This is a genomic window from Nocardia inohanensis NBRC 100128 (assembly GCF_001612945.1).
GTDB classification, from domain to species: domain Bacteria; phylum Actinomycetota; class Actinomycetes; order Mycobacteriales; family Mycobacteriaceae; genus Nocardia; species Nocardia inohanensis.
Genome location: NZ_BDBK01000001.1, coordinates 1,238,624 through 1,253,490, shown reverse-complemented (window position 1 = coordinate 1,253,490; position 14,867 = coordinate 1,238,624). Strand labels below are relative to the sequence as shown.

Sequence of the window (14,867 nt, the reverse complement as noted above, 5' to 3'; positions counted from 1 at the left end):
ATGACAACGCCACCGCGAGAACCCGATTCACAAATTCCCGCCCCGTCCCGCCGTGAAATCTCCAGTTATCGCAGCGAATTCCGGTAATCCCCGCCCGCCCGGGCATGATCGAAATCTGCGGCACCGCATCTTTCGTGAGGAGAACCCATGACACACGGAATCCTGGGCGCGGACCAGGCTCGGGCGCTGGTCGGTCACCGCTACCGTTGCGCTCGCCCGTTCCGGGTGGAGCGCGGCCGGATCCGCGAATTCGCCCGTGCGGTACAGGCTTTCCATCCCGCGCACTGGGAGGAGGCGGCCGCGGCGCGACTGGGTTTCGACGCGGTGATCGCGCCTCCGGCCTTCGCGGCGCTGGTGTGGCGGCAGGCGCGCCGCGAAATCCTGGACGAACTGATCAGCGGTTACCGCGTGGACCGGGTGGTGCACGTGGACCAGACCCTCGATATCGGCCGGCCGCTGCTCGCCGGTGACGAGCTCACCTGCGATGTATTCTTCGAATCGTTCCGGCAGTTCAGGTCTTTCGACGTCATCACCGTGACCGGCGTGCTCTCCGACCGGGACGGCGTTCCCGTGCAGACCATTTCGACCGCGCTGCTGGCCAGTGTCGGGCCGACGCCGCCCGCGAACACCGCCCAGCCGGACGATCCGTCAGTCCCCGGAATCCCGGCAGCACCCCGTCTGCACCGTCTGCCTCGTACCCGTATCGAGCCGGACCGCCTCACCGAGGGTGCGGAACTCCCCCGCGCCCGCACCACCGTGACCGCCCGCGACATCACCGATTACGCCCGCGTCGTGGGCGATTCGCTCGACAGCCTGCCCGGCCGCGCACTGCCGGCCGACCCGCCCGGTCCGATCGCCCCGGGCATGCTGATGCTCGCCCTGGCCACCGGATACCTCACGTCGTGGACGCACGATCCGGCGGCGATCACCAAACTGCGGGCCGAATTCGCCCATCAGGTGCACTATCTGGCGGTCCCGCGCACCGAGGTCGCCGAACTCGAGTTCCGGGGCCGTGTCCTCACCGTCGACCCGGCGGCCCGCACCGCGACCGTCGCCCTCGACGCCCGCTCCCAAGGCCGCAAACTGTTCGGATATGCCAGCGCCGAAGTGGCTTTCGCACCACCTTTCACGCTGGACTCTTGTGCTCGTTGAAGGTGCGCGCGATGAGCGCGGAACGCAATTGCCACAGTCCCATGGTCGCGGTCGGATCCAATCCGGTGAGCTGACTGATCTTCTTCAGCCGGTAATCCACGGTATTGGCGTGGATATGCATGAGCCGAGCCGTGCGCTGCCGATTCAGATTGTTCCCGATATGGCATTGCAGCGTCTCGAGCAATTCCGGATGATCCGCCAGCGGCTCCAGTAACGAGCCCAGAGTTTCGCGCCCCGGCCCCGGCCGGGTCAGCTGGTACTCCAACGCCATATCGGTGAATCGATAAAGCCCCGGAACACATTCCAGCCGCTGCACCATATCGAGCAGTTCGTGGGCGCGATCGGCCGCATCCGGCACTTCGGCGGGCGTCGCGAGCACCGCGGCCGCGGTGACGGGCACGTGCGCGGCGGCCGACAGCTGCGTCACCAGCGACCCCAGCCGCTCGTCGGACACCACGGCGGTCGGCACCAGCACGGTGCCGCCGTCGACACTGAGCAGGGCGAGCGCGGATTCCCCACAGCGCGTGGCGAGTTCGGCCTGCACCCGGCGCAGTTTGCGGCGCGCGACCACCTTGCCGTCCAGCATGGGATGCCGTTCATCGGGATGCTGGGGAATCGCCAGCGCCAGCACCGCGTACTCGGCGGCGATATCGATCCCGCATTCGCGCGCCATGGTGGAGGTGGACTTCCCGCCGAGCAGCGCCGAGGTGAGCGTGTGCACGGCCGTGTGATGCTCCCCCACCACCGCCTTGTGCTCGCGCACATACGCGCGCGCCACCGTGGCGCTGATGGTGTCCAGCATGCTCACCACCAGTTTCGCGCCGTCGACGATGCTGTCGTAATCGCGCACCGTCGCCGTCGACACCACCCGGTCCAGCCCGACCTGGAACCCTTCGTGAATCGAGTGCAGCACGATGTCGATGGGCACGCCCTCGCGCGCCCAGCCCGCCGCCGCATCGGCCAGCTTCCCGGTCTTCTCCGGAATGTCGCCACCGTCGAGCATGCTCACCGCGAGCTCCAGGCACACCCGCGTCACCGTCGTGACGTCACCGGCGATCAGGTCCCCGGGCAGTGTGCGGCATGGAATGACCTTGTCGACGAAGTGCCCCACCAGCTGCCGCGATACCGCCCGCACATCTTGCAGGGGCGTGGACATCGGGCGGCCGGAGACGGTCAATCCCACACGTGATGCTCCGTCAGTCGTCATCGTCGACTCCTCGCGATCTATCGCACCAATCGGTGAAATCGAACTCTAAAGTGGTCGTTCGCTCACCTTCTACTCGTTTCGCACGATCTCGCGGAGCGCCTCGAATAGCACGATCTACCTGCGCGTTCGCCCGGACCTCCCGGTCCTCCGCTGAGCGCGGCGGCGGTAATCCGAGAAAGCCGCTCACTTTCGTGCAGCGGTTGCGGGCTCCGACGAACATGCCGCTATCGTCGGAGCGACAATGGGATTCCGAATCTCGGGATGTGCGGAACGGAAGCAGCGATGACCGAAGCGAGTTCGACAATGCAGTCCGCGGCCGGAACTCGCCTCAATCGCAAGGGGCGCGAGACCAGGCAGCGGCTGCTGGACATCGCCATCGGCTGTCTCGCGCAAGGCTCCGGGGAACCGTTGTCCGCCAACCGGGTTGCCCGCGAGGCCGGGGTCAGCTGGGGCACTTTGAAGCATCAGTTCGGCGATATCGACGGCTTGTGGGCGGCCGTGCTCATCGAGTTGACCGATCGCACCGGAGCGAACAGTCCCGAAATCTGGCCGGCGGTGAGCGGGTCGATCCGGGAGCGGGTGTGGGAGGTGGTCGAGGCCATCTGGACCATTCTCGACAGCCCGGAGGGGCGAGCGGTCGAGACGCTGCGGGGCGGTCTGCCCAATGGTCAGCAGGAGCGGCTCGAGCTCTACCCGCGGACCGCGGCGGCGATGGCGGGTTACGAGGATGCCTGGCTGCGGGCTTTCGAGTACTTCCTGGCGGACCTGTCCATCGCTCCGGCGAAGGTGCGCCACGTGCAGGCGCTGATCCCGATGGCCATGCGCGGCATCAATAACGAGCGCCGGCTCTCCTCCCCCGCCGAACTGACCGAAGCCCGCCACTGCCTCGTCGACGCGATAGCCCTTTACCTGCAATGACTTACATTCTTTGAGAACCCTCGTTGACAATTGCGGAGGGGAGGTCCACTGTTACCCCCAGCTTTCGCAATTCAGTGAGGAGTGATCCATGTCTCCGTCCCCCGATGATCAGGGCATGCGCCTGCAACGCAGCAGCCGTGACACCGCCGCCCTGATCCCGCGCCTCACCGCATGGCTGGCCACCCAGCTGCCCGACGGGGCCGGACCGGAGCTCACGCTGGGATCCGGTATCGACAGCAACGGCATGTCGGCGGAGACGTTGACCCTCACCCTGCGCTGGCGGGAGAGCGGAGATCCGCAGGCCGCCGACCTGATCGCCCGGATGGTGCCCGCGCCCGGCGACTTCCCCGTCTACGAGAACTACGATCTGCCGGCGCAATTCGACGTGATGCGCACCGTGGCCGAAGGCGGCGAAGTACCGGTCCCCCGGGTCCGTTTCCTCGAACCGACCGGCGACGTGCTGGGCACGCCGTTTCTGCTGATGGACCGCGTCGAGGGTCTGGTGCCGCCCGATGTCATGCCCTACACCTTCGGCGGCAACTGGCTCTTCGACGCGACCCCCGAACAGCAGCGCCGGGTACAGGACAGCACCATCGAAATGCTCGCGAAGCTGCACGGAATCCCGGACGCGGCAAACACTTTCGCATTCCTCGAACCGCAACAGCCCGGTTCCGGATTGCTGGAGAAGAACCTGAATCGCGCCCGCGCCTGGTACGAGTTCGCGGCCCGCGACATCGGTCCGTCGCCGTTGGTGGAGCGAATCCTGAAGTGGCTCACCGACAATATCCCCGAGACCGATACGACCGTGCTGTCGTGGGGCGATGCGCGCCTCGGCAACTGCATGTACCGGGATTTCGAACCGGTCGCGGTGCTGGACTGGGAGATGGCGACCATCGGTCCCCGCGAACTCGACGTGGCTTGGATTACCTTCGGGCACCGCGTCTTTCACGCGATCGCCGAGAACTTCGGATTCCCCGGCATGCCGGACTTCATGCGCGTCGACGACGTGGTGGCGGCCTACGCGCGGCATTCGGGCGTACAGCTGGCCGACCTCACCTGGTACACGATGTACGCCGCTTTGAACTACAGCATCGTCTTCCTGCGCGCTGGTGGCCGCCAAATCCATTTCGGCGAGATGGCACGGCCGGACGATATCGAGGTGCTGCTGCATCACCGCGCGATCGTCGAAGAACTGCTCGCCGATCTCGGCGCCTGACCTGCACCGTTCCGAAAACTACCGGGGAAGAACCACTCTCGTGACCGATCGATTGAACGAACTCGCCTACTACTGCATCACCCGGCACCCCGCCGATGCCCGCGTCCTGCTGCCCGAGGCCCGCGACGCGGAGCGCCTCGGCCTCGGCTCGTGCATGATCGGCGAGCGCATGACCGTCAAGGACTCCGCGGTCCTGTCCGGCGGCCTGGCCGGCTGCACCACCGACCTCGGCATCGCCGCCGCCGCAACGAATCACCACACCCGGCATCCGATGGTGACCGCCACCATGGGCTCGACCATGCAGGCCATCACCGAGGGCCGCTACGCCATGGCCTTCGGGCGCGGCATGGCGGCGAACTGGAAGGCGATCGGCCTGCCGCCGGTCACCGAAGCCCAGCTGCGCGATTTCGTCGGCATCCTGCGCCGGCTCTGGGCGGGCGAGACCATCCTGAATCATGATGGCCCCGCCGGGAAATGGCCCGTCCTCTACCACCAGAACGGCCTCGACGACGCACCCCCGATCGGCTTCGTCGCGGTCGGCCCGAAGACTCTCGAACTCGCCGGCGAGATCGGTGACTTCGTCGTGCTGCACACCTTCTTCTCGGACGAGGCCACCGCCAATTCCGTTGCCGCGGTGCGCCGCGGCGCCGAACGCGCGGGTAAGGATCCCGACAGCGTCCGCATCTGGTCCTGCCTGGCCACGGCCAGTGACGCGCTCTCACCGGAGGACCAGCTGCGCCGCCGCACCGGCCGCCTGGTCACCTATCTTCAGGCTTACGCCGACATCTTGATCAGCGCCAACGGCTGGGATCCGCAGGTGTGGGAGCGAATCCGCGCCACCCAGCTCTTCCAGGACGCCGCCGCGGCGGGCCCCATCGACGCCTCCGCCTCGGTCGAAGTCCTGGAGCAGTTCGATGCCCTGATCCCCGACGAATGGCTCGCCTCGGCCGCCTACGGCACGCCGAAACAGTGCGTCGAGAAGATCTCCCGCGAATACGACCTCGGCTGCCATTCGGTGATCATGCACGGGGCGAGCCCGCACGAACTCGCCTCGGTGGTGGACGCCTACCGCGCCAACCGCCCCACCCTGCCCCGCGCCGTGGCCGCCAACCCGGGCAAGTTCGCCTGAAACATCGCCTGTCTCAATCACACAAGGCGTGGGTGAGCAGGCCGCCGATGTCCGCGGTGCGGGGGCTGCCGGTGAAAGAATAGGTGACCGCTCGCCCGGCGGCCGCGCCGGAGACGGCCGTGAAGCCTTCGACGCCGCCGACATGGCCGACGAATTTCGTGCCGCACGGGAGTTCGGTGTAGCCGACACCGAGACCGTAGAACATGCCGTCGCCGTTGCCCATGTCCACACCGTCGAGCATCCGGTGCAGTTCGGATCGCGGCAGCAGGTCGCCCGCGGTGAGGGCGGTGTAGAAACGGTTCAGGTCCGCGCCGGTGCTCACCAGCGCGCCCGAAGTCCACGGGAGGGACGGCTCCATGCGGGTGGTGTCGGTGCGGACGCCGTCGATGCTGCTGTAACCGGTGAGATGCGGTGTGCGCAGCCCGGTTTCGCCGGTCGCCGGAAGATAGGTGTGGGACAGGGCGAGCGGAGTGAGGATGCGCGCCTGCAATTCGTCGGAATATGCTCGCCCGGTGACCTTTTCGATGAGCATGCCAGCGACGATGTAGTTGATGTTCGAGTATGCGAAGCCGGTGCCCGGGGCGAACCGGGCGGGGCTTCGCAGCGCGATGGCAATCTCCTGGGCGGGTGTGTAGGTCCGGCCGGACAACGCCGCCTGATATTCGCTGGTCTCCGGGGATGCGGCCGGTTCGGGCAATCCGCTGCGGTGGCCCAGGATGTGACCGACGGTGATGGCGCGGCCGTCGATGCCCTCACCGATCAGCAGTCCGGGCAGGTAGGTGTCGATCGGCTGGTCCAGGTCGATGCGGTGTTCGGCCGCCAGTTGCAAGACGATCGTTGCGGTGAAGGTCTTGGTGATGCTGCCGACCCGCACGTATTCGGGCACGTCGGCGCGGACCGGAGTACCCGATGCGAGATCGGCGGCACCGGCGGTCAGCACCGTGTCGCCGCCGGCATCGGTGAGGGTCGCCAGCGCGCCGACCGCGCCCGAGCGGACCAGCTCGTCCAGGTCGCCCCGCACCTTTGCGCCGCGCATGCTTGCGGGCGCCGGTGCGGGCTCGGCCGGAGCGGCCGGGCAGGCGGATACGAGCAGGACGGCGGTGAAGACCGGGAAGGCGAGGGCTCTCAGACGCATGAGCCGACCGTAGGAATCCCACGCCCACAAGCACATTGGACTGTGGTACTACACCGCATCGACCTGAAGTATCAGTGCAATCGGACCGGGAGCGCGGCCAGGCCGCGGATGATCGGGTTGGGGTACCAGCGGAGCTCCGATTCCGGCACGGCCAGATGGAGATTCGGGTAGCGCTCGAGGAGGGCGGTAAACGCGATCGCGCCTTCCAAGCGGGCCAGCGGCGCGCCGAGACAGAAGTGGATGCCGTGCCCGAAGGCCAGGTGCGCGGTGTGGTTCTGTTCGGGAGCGAAATCGGCGGGCGCGGGGTACTGATCGGGGTCGCGGTTGGCGGCGGCCAGGGCGATGTAGACGAGTTCACCGGCGGGAATCACGGTGTCGCCGACGGCAATCGGCTCCGTGGTGTAGCGCGTGGTGGCGAGGTTGACCGGGCCGTCGAGGCGGAGGAATTCCTCGATCGCCGCGGGGATGGCGGCGGGGTCGGCGCGGAGCCGGTCCCAGCGGGCGCGATCGCGCAGCAGTGCCAGGGTGCCGTTGCCGATCAGATTCACCGTCGTCTCGTGGCCCGCGACCAGCAGCAGCAATGCCATGCCGATGAGTTCGGATTCGTCGAGCCGGGCTTCGTCGTCGGCTACGAGGATCGAGAGCAGATCGTCGCCCGGATGGGACCGCTTGTGTTGCAGCATCTTCCGCAGGAACTCGACCATCTCGTATCCCGCGCGAGCGCGGTCGGCCTCGGGGGTCAGCGAGCCGACGAGGATCTTGGTCCATTCGCGGAACGCCTCATGGTCGTCGATGGCGACATCGAGCAGATCGCAGATGACGGCGACCGGCAGCGGGACGGCGAACGCGTCCAGGAGATCGACCTCGTCCGCGGCGGCCATGCCGGTCAGGAGTTCATCGGCGGTGCGCTCGATGAGCGGGCGCAGCGCCGCTATCCGCCGGGCGGTGAAGGCTTTGCTCACCACTTTGCGCAGCCGGGTGTGGTCGGGCGCGTCGAAGTTGAGCATGTGCCGCATACCCGGATCGGGCGGCGAATATGGTTGCGGCGCACCGCGTTTGTCGGGCACCAGCTTGCTCAGGTAATCGATGTCCTTGCACAGGCGCGGATCGGTGAGCAGGGCCCGGCCCTCGGTGTAGCCGAAGACGAGCCAGCGGTTCAGCCCGTCCCCGAAATCGACGCACCGGACCGGGCCCTCCTGCCGCCATTGCCGGTAATAGGCGTGCGGGTCCGCGAAGAACCCTTCGTCGAGGCGCTCACTCATGGCTCGACGTTACCTCGCGGCAGCGGATTCGATTGGCGGACTTACCGTCTCAGATCGCGGCCCGGACCTTGTGGCCCCGGACCCGGTTCAGGGTCAGCCGCCACAGCGCGGTGGCCACATCGAGCGGAACGCGCGGGGAGGCCGCCACTTTCGTCATCTCCAGGCGGGCCTTGCGGAGCAGTTCGGCCGGGGCCTTGTCGGGGTGGCCGGTGTCGAACGGCGGCTGCGGATCGTATTCGATGGCCAGCTGAATCAGCTGGGCGGCCTCGACGCCCGCGATCTCACCGGCCAGCCACAACCCCAGATCGATCCCGGCCGATACGCCCGCGGCGGTGACGATCTTGCCGCTGCGCACGATGCGATCGTGCGGGCGGGACCGCGCACCGAAGGCCGCCAGCATGGGCTGCGCCGACCAGTGCGTGGTGGCGGGATGCCCGCGCAGGATGTCGGCGGCGGCCAGTACCAGCGCACCGCTGCACACCGAGGTGGTCCAGCTGGTGTTCGGATGGACGGCGCGCAACCATTCCACCAGTTCCCGATCGGCCATCGCCTCGGTGGTGGCGGACCCGGATCCGGGCACCAGCACCAGATCGGGGGCGGGCGTCTCGGCGAAGGTGTGGGTGGCCCCGAGCACCAGCACGCCGCTGTCGGACACGATCGGCCCGACTTCGCCCGAGACGAACCGCAATTCACTGTCGGGCAGATTGCGCAGGATCTCGTAGGGGCCGATGGCATCCAGCACGGTGAGCCCCGGATACAGCACGATGGCGATCTGGAAGGTCATGGAGGGAACTCTCTTTCAGCATCGAGTGAACCGGGCGCGATACTCGCCCGGCGGTATGCCCAAGTGGCGGTGGAAGATTCGGTACAGCGTTTCCGGACTGCCCAGCCCGACGGCGGCGGCCACCCGATCCAGGGGCTGGTCGGTGGTCTCCAGCAGCCGGCGTGCCGCACCGATCCGCACCCGCTCCACATAGCGGGCCGGGGTCAGACCGGTCTCCCCCGCGAACACCCGCGAGAAATGCCGGGTGCTCATGCCGGTCCGCGCGGCCAGTGCGGGCAGTGACAGATCCGCGGCCAGGTTCTCCTCCAGCCAGACCTGTAGGGCGCGCAGCGAATCCCGCTTCGGCGGATCGGCCGCGATAGGTGTGCTGAACTGGCTCTGCCCGCCGGGCCGATGCAGGTAGACCACCAGCCACCGCGCCACTTCCCGCGCCAGCTCGTGCCCGTGATCGGCGGCCACGATGGCCAGCGCCAGATCGATTCCCGCGGTCACCCCGGCCGAGGTCCAGATCGGCCCGTCCTGCACATAGATCCGGTCGGGTTCGGTTCGCACACGCGGGAATTCACGGGCCAGCGACTCCCCGCCCGCCCAGTGCGTGGTGGCCCGCCGGCCGTCCAGCAATCCCGCTCGCGCCAGCAGGAACGCCCCCGAGCACACCGAACCGGTCCGGGTAGCCGACCGCGACACCCGTTCGATCGAACCCACCAGCGCCGCGTCCTCGCTGGCGGTCCAGGACGACAGGCCCCCGGCCACCAGCAGCGTGTCCACCGGCTCCGACCAGGTGGCCAGATCATGCCGGGCGATGACTTCGACCCCGCTCGAGGACCGCACCGGCCCGGCGGGCGTCGCCGCGATCTCCAGCCGGTATCCGGGCGCGGCCCCCAGTGCGGCGGCCGCGCTGAACACATCGGCGGGCCCGGCGAGGTCCAGCAATTGGAACCCGTCGAACACCACCATCAGCACCACCCGCATGCCTACAGCCTGCGACCGCTACCCCATGGCGTCAATGACACGACTATTGCAATTCCGGCCATCTCGACACACGCACCCGCGCGTCACAGGTATCCGGCGGCGGACGGGTGAGACGCTGCCCGCCGTGACCGATTCCCTCATGCTCGCTGCCATGGACACGGTGTCGGAACTGGTGAATTCGACTGCCGTCGAGGCCACCGGCGCCGATCTGCCGCGCGTCACCTGGACCTGGGACAGCTGCGCCCGCCTCGCCACGCCCGGCGCGGGCCGTCCGGAGTTTCTCGGGACCATCCATCTGGACCTATCCGGGCCCGAGGCCGAAGCCGCACTGCTGGCGTGGGCGAGCGCGCTCGAGCTGTCCGAATCGACCAGTGCACGCGAGGCGGCCGACGGGCGGCGCGGCTTCTCCGGGGTGCTGGCCGGATCCCTCATCCGGATCACGGCCGTGGTCGAAACGGCCAAGGACGCCATGGATTTCGATACCGACTACTACAGCGTCGTGCGCTGACGGCGAGACCGGGCGCGCGGATTCTCACGCCCGGTCTCGTTCCCCCTCGATCCAGTCCCCGATCATGGCGGCGGTGTCGTCGATCAGCCGATCGCGGTCGATCCCCTTGGGCGAGAAAGCGATCCGGAAGCTGGCGGCCAGGCCGGTGTTCATCATGACCAGGGCCTTCCCATCCAGGTCCAGCTCGTCGCGCGGACCCCATTGATGCAGCAGGTAGGCGCGGGTCAGCACGAGCAGCCGGCGTTCCAGGTCGGTCAATTCGAGCGCGCTGAGCGGGATCTGCGCGACCAGCGCACGGGCCAGACCTTCCTGCGCGGCAAGGGTATCGGCGATGGCGCGCAGGCTGGCGGCGACCGCGACGCGCGGCGGTCCGGCGAGGGTGCCCAGCACCGCGGTGGTGAATCGCTCCTCGATCTCGGCGAGGAAGCGGGCGCGCAGCACGGCCACGATCTCCTCGCGGTCGGCGAAATAGCGGTACAGCGTGCCGATGCTCATGCCCGCGTGCGCGGCGATCCGATTGGTCGAGGTATCCGCGATCCCGCGTTCGGCGAAAAGTTGAGCGGCCGCCTCGACGACCCGCTCCCGCGAGTCCTGCGCGCGCTGCTGTTTCGGGCTTCTCCGCTGTTCAGACGCCATAACCGACGCCCCTGCCAGACGGCGTGAAACTGGAGTAGAAGGTGAGCACCAACTCACTTTACAGTTTCGGTATGAGCACCGCGGCCGCCTCGCCGGCACCCCCGGCTCCCAGCGAATTCCGCTACTGGGACAAGGTTTACGATCCACGCGTGCAGCGCGCACGACGGCTGTGGGAGCGGGTGTTCCGCTTCGATCCGCAACCCTCCGACGAGCTGGTGCGGTCCTTCGCCGCCGCCTACTACGAGGCCGATCCGGTGGCCGAGGCATTCGTGGACGAGGTGTACCTCGGCGAGATCGGGCCGAAGGCCGGACGCGCCATGCTCGATCGCGCGCTCACGCACGGCATCGAGGCGGTACCCGACGCCCCGCCGTCCCTGGTACGCCTGTTCCGCGAATACGAGACCCCGCCCGACTGGCTGGATCCCGAGCTCGCCGAATTGGGGGCGCGGGTGTTCCGGCGCTGGGGCACTTCGGTTTTCAGCTTCGCCACCACCAGCACGCTCGAAATGTATTCGGAGAGTTCGATCGCCAAACCGCTCGCCTACACCGGCGGCTATACCGGCGCGCGGGCGCACAAACGGCAATTGGAGACGGTGCGATTCTGGATCGACGTGTCCGAGCCCGGCGGTCTGGATCCCGGCGCACGGGGCCGGCAGACCGCCATGCGGGTGCGGATCATGCACGTGTTCATCCGCCGCAAGCTGACCCAGCGCCCGGAATGGGATCACGCCGCCTGGGGTGTGCCGATCAGCGTCGGCGACGCCACCCTCACCCTGATGGGCGGCAGCGTGGTGCCGGGGCTGGCACTGTGGAGCCTCGGCTATCAGACCACCATCCGGGAAATCGAAGCGACACTGCACTTCTGGCGATATGTCGGTCATCTGCTCGGTGTGCAGCCGCAGTGGTATCCGCGGGACTTCCGGGATTCGGTGCGGCTGATGTTCGCCGCCTTCGTCAAGCGCGCGCACACGGCCGGGGCGGACGGCGCGGAGCTGGTCGAATCGTATCTGCCCGCCTTCGCTCCGAAGCCGGATACGCCGTGGCACAAGCGGATTCGCGACGAGCTCAACTATCGGGTGCAGATCGGCTACACCGGGGTGTGGCTGCCCCCGGCCACCTATGCCCGCCACACCATGCCGAATCGATTCCCCTGGGTGCTGCATCCGGTCGTGCAGGCGCCCTTGATCTTCGGGGCGGAGACGGCGCGCCGGGTGGTGCCCGGCCTGGACGCGATCGCCGACCGGGTGCAGCGTGCGCGCCGCGAGCAGTGGTACCGCAACGAGATGGGCGACCGGCACGCCGAATTCCAGCCCGTCGAGGAGTTCCGCCGCTGATCAGTGCGCGGCCACCAGACCGGCCGGTCGCTGCTCGGCGCGAGCGTACCGGCGTGCCAGCGCGGCGCAGGTGATCAGCTGGATCTGGTGGAAGAGCATGAGCGGCAGCACGATCAGGCCCACCGGATGCCCGGCGAAGAGCACCGACGCCATCGGCAGGCCGGTGGCGAGGCTCTTCTTGGATCCGCAGAAGGTCATCACGATGCGATCCGGGCGCTCGAAACCCAGCCATCGGCTGCCCAGGCTGGTCGCGCCCAGCACCACCGCGAGCAGCGCCGCGCACACCGCGACGGTGGCCAGTAGATCCTTGGGCGACAATCCCTTCCAGATGCCTTGGACCATTCCCGCACTGAATGCCGCGTAGACGACCAGATACACCGAGCCCCGATCCACCGCCGTCAGCAGCGCCGGTCGCCGCAGCACCCATCCCAGACGCGGGCGCAACAGTTGCCCGGCCAGGAACGGCAGCAGCAATTGCACGACGATGGCCAGCACCGCCGATGCCGAAACCCGCACCTCACCGGTGGTGTTCAACAGCAGGATCACCAGCAGCGGCGTCAGGAACACCCCGGCCAGGTTCGACAGCGACGCGCTGACCACCGCGCCCGCCACATTGCCGCGCGCGATCGAGGTGAAGGCGATCGAGGACTGCACCGTGGACGGCACCAGGCACAGGAACAGCACCCCGGTGTAGATGTCCTCGCTCAGCACCGACGGCACCAGCACCCGCAGCGCCAGCCCGAGCAGCGGGAAGAGCACGAAAGTCGCCGCCAGCACGCCGGAATGGAGCCGCCAGTGCCGCAGGCCCGCCAGCGCTTCCCGGGGCTCGAGGCGGGCGCCGTAGAGCAGGAACAGCACCGCGATGGCGATCTTGGTGGCCCAGCCGAGCAGGTCCGCTACCTCGCCGCGCGCGGGCAGCACGGCCGCGCAGGCCACGGTGGTGAGGATGCCGAGCAGGAACGGATCGATGCGGAGCTTGGCCACGAGAGTCACTCTTCGAACGGTATGAGCCCGGCGACCGATCGCGATAGGCGTTGGATCCGATAACTCCGAACGGATAATGCGATAATTCGGTGGTGTTCGAACCGGACCTGTTGCGCACCTTTCTCGCGGTCGAGCGCGCCGGTGGCTTCACCGCCGCGGGCCGCCTGCTGGGCCTGCGGCAATCCACCGTCAGCGGTCATATCGCCCGCCTCGAGCAGGCGGCCGGGCGCGAGTTGTTCCGGCGCGACACCCGCAATCTGGCGCTGACCGCCGACGGCGCGGCCATGATCGGCTTCGCCCGCCGGATCCTGGACGCCCAGGCTCGAGCCGAGCGCTACTTCTCCGAATCCACCCTCACCGGCCTCATCCGGCTCGGCGCCTCCGACGATCTGATGGCCCACGAGTTGCCCGACATCCTGGTCGAATTCCAGCGCACCCATCCGGGCGTGGATCTGGAACTGACCGTCGGCCTGAGCGAGAACCTGAAAACCCGGATGACCGCGGGCGAACTGGATCTGGTCTTCGGCAAACGCCTGCCCGGGGAACGTCACGGCCGGTTGCTCTGGCGCGATCGCCTGGTGTGGGCGGGCCGTTCGGCCGCAATGGAATTCGAGGATCCGGTCCCGCTGATCACCTACCCCGAACCGAGCCTCACCCGCGATCTGGCCCTGCGCGCACTGCGGCACGCCGGACGCACCTACCGGATCAGCTGTGTCAGCGACAGCCTGCTCGGCATCCGCGCGGCCGCACTGGCGGGGCTCGGCGTGTTCGTGCACGCGCGGGGCGTGCTGCCCGACGATCTGGTCCCGCTCACCGACCCGCGCCTACCGGAATTGGGCGACCTCGATTTCGTGCTCATGCACCGGCGCACCCGGCTCTCCGATCCGGAACAGGCGCTGGTCGAGGTCATTACCGCCAATACCCGGCGCGCCGCGGGCCGCGAACCCGCTACCGGGCGCGCGCCGCAGTGAGGAAGGCGCGAATCAGCCCGTGGTCCTTGACCCCCGGACTCGATTCCACCCCGCTGGACACATCCACTCCCCACGGTCGCGCCTGCGCGATCGCCTCCCGCACATTGCCCGGTGCCAGCCCACCCGCCAACAGCCACCGACCGGTCGGTCGTTCCTCGGTCAGCGCCGAAAGGTCCCACCGCTCACCCGAGCCGGCCTTCGGCGAATCCAGCAACAGCATCTCCTCGCCGTACGCCCCCACCCGCAGATCGGGCTTGTCCCGTAACGACACCGCCCGCCACAATCGCACCCCCAGCGCGGCCGCCGCCTCGAAATCCGCCTTCGTATAGTCCCCGTGCAGTTGCAGCACATCGACGCCGATCTCGAGCGCCGCCCGCGCCCCCTCCTCGGCGGTCACATCGTGCACCACCAGCACCGAATCCACCTGCGCCGGAACACCCTTGACCAATTCCGCGGCCAATCCGCGCTCGACGGCCCGCACACTGGTCCGGCTCATCACGAACCCGACCGCGTCGGCCCCGGCGTCCACCGCGGTCTCGACGTCGCCGACCGTACTCAATCCGCACACCTTCACGAAAACCACGACCTGAACGTTATTCCCTGCGAGAATCCTTCTCGCTTCGCCCCCCGGTCGAGGGCCGGCTCGGGGGAGGTGCACA

15 protein-coding genes are annotated in these 14,867 nt (G+C 68.2%); 7 read left to right on the top strand and 8 right to left on the bottom strand.

All coding sequences use genetic code 11. From position 1 onward, the window contains the following. Positions 1-147 precede the first annotated feature (147 nt). On the top strand, positions 148-1,152 hold the full coding sequence (locus tag NI1_RS06150) for an FAS1-like dehydratase domain-containing protein (protein WP_067814785.1): 1,005 nt from the start codon (positions 148-150) through the stop codon (positions 1,150-1,152). Here NI1_RS06150 and NI1_RS06145 read toward each other — a convergent pair. Next, positions 1,127-2,359, bottom strand: a complete 1,233-nt coding sequence (locus NI1_RS06145; protein ID WP_067814783.1) for a PucR family transcriptional regulator — start codon at positions 2,357-2,359, stop codon at positions 1,127-1,129. The two genes, NI1_RS06150 and NI1_RS06145, sit on opposite strands and share 26 nt — an antisense overlap. Positions 2,360-2,641: 282 nt before the next feature. On the opposite strand from NI1_RS06145, the gene NI1_RS06140 reads away from it, so the two are divergent. The 3 genes from NI1_RS06140 (at position 2,642) to NI1_RS06130 (ending at position 5,622) form a co-directional block, all read left to right on the top strand. Continuing rightward, positions 2,642-3,277: a TetR/AcrR family transcriptional regulator gene (locus NI1_RS06140; protein ID WP_067814781.1), complete on the top strand. Its 636-nt coding sequence runs from the start codon at positions 2,642-2,644 to the stop codon at positions 3,275-3,277. 88 nt (positions 3,278-3,365) lie between these two features. Beyond that, entirely contained in the window at positions 3,366-4,493 is a 1,128-nt protein-coding gene (locus tag NI1_RS06135) for a phosphotransferase family protein (RefSeq protein WP_067814779.1), read from the top strand. Positions 4,494-4,533: 40 nt separating this feature from the next. Next, the gene (locus NI1_RS06130; protein WP_067814777.1) at positions 4,534-5,622 is read left to right on the top strand and encodes a TIGR03857 family LLM class F420-dependent oxidoreductase; all 1,089 of its coding nucleotides are present in this window, start codon (positions 4,534-4,536) and stop codon (positions 5,620-5,622) included. Positions 5,623-5,635: 13 nt separating this feature from the next. Here NI1_RS06130 and NI1_RS06125 read toward each other — a convergent pair whose 3' ends face one another. From NI1_RS06125 to NI1_RS06110, 4 genes are all read right to left on the bottom strand, one after another. Continuing rightward, positions 5,636-6,757, bottom strand: a complete 1,122-nt coding sequence (locus NI1_RS06125) for a serine hydrolase domain-containing protein (protein WP_245663087.1) — start codon at positions 6,755-6,757, stop codon at positions 5,636-5,638. A 71-nt stretch (positions 6,758-6,828) separates the two neighbouring features. Then, complete coding sequence (locus tag NI1_RS06120; protein WP_067814773.1) at positions 6,829-8,019, bottom strand: cytochrome P450 family protein; 1,191 nt, start codon at positions 8,017-8,019, stop codon at positions 6,829-6,831. A 49-nt stretch (positions 8,020-8,068) separates the two neighbouring features. Further along, positions 8,069-8,803 carry a DJ-1/PfpI family protein gene (locus NI1_RS06115; RefSeq protein ID WP_067814771.1) on the bottom strand — a complete coding sequence of 245 codons (735 nt, stop codon included), beginning with the start codon at positions 8,801-8,803 and terminating at the stop codon, positions 8,069-8,071. 15 nt (positions 8,804-8,818) lie between these two features. After that, the gene (locus NI1_RS06110) at positions 8,819-9,775 is read right to left on the bottom strand and encodes a GlxA family transcriptional regulator (RefSeq protein ID WP_067814769.1); all 957 of its coding nucleotides are present in this window, start codon (positions 9,773-9,775) and stop codon (positions 8,819-8,821) included. Between the two features lie 124 nt (positions 9,776-9,899). Here NI1_RS06110 and NI1_RS06105 point away from each other — a divergent pair, with 124 nt between their 5' ends. Further along, complete coding sequence (locus NI1_RS06105; RefSeq protein WP_067814767.1) at positions 9,900-10,283, top strand: hypothetical protein; 384 nt, start codon at positions 9,900-9,902, stop codon at positions 10,281-10,283. 24 nt (positions 10,284-10,307) lie between these two features. On the opposite strand, the gene NI1_RS06100 is transcribed toward NI1_RS06105, so the two are convergent. Beyond that, the gene (locus tag NI1_RS06100) at positions 10,308-10,919 is read right to left on the bottom strand and encodes a TetR/AcrR family transcriptional regulator (RefSeq protein ID WP_067814765.1); all 612 of its coding nucleotides are present in this window, start codon (positions 10,917-10,919) and stop codon (positions 10,308-10,310) included. 71 nt (positions 10,920-10,990) lie between these two features. On the opposite strand from NI1_RS06100, the gene NI1_RS06095 reads away from it, so the two are divergent. Then, positions 10,991-12,253: an oxygenase MpaB family protein gene (locus NI1_RS06095; protein WP_067814763.1), complete on the top strand. Its 1,263-nt coding sequence runs from the start codon at positions 10,991-10,993 to the stop codon at positions 12,251-12,253. On the opposite strand, the gene NI1_RS06090 is transcribed toward NI1_RS06095, so the two are convergent. Further along, positions 12,254-13,246: a bile acid:sodium symporter family protein gene (locus tag NI1_RS06090; protein ID WP_067814761.1), complete on the bottom strand. Its 993-nt coding sequence runs from the start codon at positions 13,244-13,246 to the stop codon at positions 12,254-12,256. Between the two features lie 80 nt (positions 13,247-13,326). Between NI1_RS06090 and NI1_RS06085 the strand changes: the two genes are divergently transcribed. Next, positions 13,327-14,208, top strand: a complete 882-nt coding sequence (locus tag NI1_RS06085) for a LysR family transcriptional regulator (protein WP_067814759.1) — start codon at positions 13,327-13,329, stop codon at positions 14,206-14,208. Here NI1_RS06085 and NI1_RS06080 read toward each other — a convergent pair. After that, positions 14,186-14,791: a phosphoribosylanthranilate isomerase gene (locus NI1_RS06080; protein WP_067814757.1), complete on the bottom strand. Its 606-nt coding sequence runs from the start codon at positions 14,789-14,791 to the stop codon at positions 14,186-14,188. The genes NI1_RS06085 and NI1_RS06080 overlap by 23 nt on opposite strands. Between the last annotated feature and the right edge of the window lie 76 nt (positions 14,792-14,867).